Raw genomic sequence first — 1357 nt, 5'->3', positions numbered from 1 at the left:
AACTTAGAAAGCTAAACACGATAACGGCAAACCTATCGAAAGGTAGGGACGCAAAGCTAAAGGGCCTTCCCGTAAGGATGGCAGCCAGCTACCGAACGCAGAGGCTTTTTTTGTTGTCTTTCCATGGTCAATCTAGTAGTTCTCTAGTAGATGCGAGGATAGATAAAGCTTATACGATAACGGCAAACCTATCGAAAGGTAGGGACGCAAAGCTAAAGGGCCTTCCCGTAAGGATGGCAGCCAGCTACCGAAAGGGGTTTTATCCATGAAAAAGTTTTATTTTGCATTAATGGCCCTGTTTGTAATGGTCACCTCTGTTAATGTCACTTCAGCAAGCGCTGCAAGTGCGGATGCTAAGTGGTTGGATACTTCGAAGCTAAGTCAAGGCGTGGTAGGAATCCAATATGATGTTCCGAAGGATAAACGCATCAAGGTCATGATTACGAAGGACAACAACAGCTACACTTATAATCTTTATTCCTCACAGCAAGTCGAATCTTTCCCGCTCCAACAAGGTAATGGCTCTTATAAAGTATCTGTTCTGGAGAATACAACGGGCAACAAATATAAATCGGTCTACTCAGAAACTTTGGATCTGTCGCTTAACGACACTAACGCTGTATACTTGGGTTCCGTTCAGAACGTGAAATGGAATTCTTCCGATATTGCTATTCTTAAAGCCAAACAGCTTACAGAAGGCAAAACAACTGTGCAAGGAAAAGTACAAGCTATTCATGATTACATCGTTGCCAATGTGAAATATGATTACTCGTTGGCTAATAGTGTGACTACCGACTACATTCCTAATATCAATAATACACTGACCAGTAAAAAGGGCATTTGCTACGATTACGCTTCTCTGTTTGCTGCAATGTCTCGTAGTGTAGGGGTTCCTACTAAACTGGTTATGGGGAATACTAGTTATGTTGCTCAATACCATGCCTGGAATGAAGTGCTGATTGATGGTAAATGGGTGACGATCGATACAACTGTAGATGCCGGGCTGGGCAAAAGCGCTCAGAATGATCTGATCAAAAGTTCTAGTAAATACACTGCAGCTAAATTCTATTAAAATGCATAGAACATACTAAACAACCTGCTTAATTATTAAGCAGGTTGTTTTTTTTATATTAAGGGTTGCTTTTTTGTTGAAAGATAGGGTATTATGTAAAAGCGTTGTTGAGCAGAGAAAAGTGCTGTGAAATGATTGAAAAAAGAATTTCAAAAAAAGTACTTGCGCTTCTGAGAATAACGTGTTATATTATAAGAGTTGCTGCTGAGACATTAAGCGGACAACGAGAACAGCTTGATCTTTGAAAACTGAACAACGAGTGAGTATCGAATTCACGAAAGTGAG

The 1357-nt window shown here is 40.4% G+C and carries 1 protein-coding gene and 2 riboswitches; the gene reads left to right on the top strand.

The genetic code is table 11. The annotated features are described in order from the left end of the window. Window positions 1-15: 15 nt before the first annotated feature. A riboswitch (cyclic di-GMP riboswitch) is annotated at window positions 16-96 on the top strand. A 75-nt stretch (window positions 97-171) separates the two neighbouring features. After that, a riboswitch (cyclic di-GMP riboswitch) is annotated at window positions 172-252 on the top strand. Between the two features lie 13 nt (window positions 253-265). Then, window positions 266-1072 (top strand): transglutaminase domain-containing protein, encoded by an 807-nt coding sequence (locus tag ACFVU8_RS23570; RefSeq protein WP_387430542.1) that lies wholly within the window; start codon window positions 266-268, stop codon window positions 1070-1072. The last annotated feature ends 285 nt before the right edge of the window (window positions 1073-1357 follow it).

This window comes from Paenibacillus sp. NPDC058177, assembly GCF_042883835.1.
Lineage (GTDB): Bacteria > Bacillota > Bacilli > Paenibacillales > Paenibacillaceae > Paenibacillus_AQ > Paenibacillus_AQ agri.
This window is presented reverse-complemented; position numbering and strand designations above follow the sequence as displayed.

Coding starts and splice junctions, on each gene's coding strand:
- ACFVU8_RS23570 (WP_387430542.1), top strand. CDS start 266: ATGAAAAAGTTTTATTTTGCATTAATGGCCCTGTTTGTAATGGTCACC.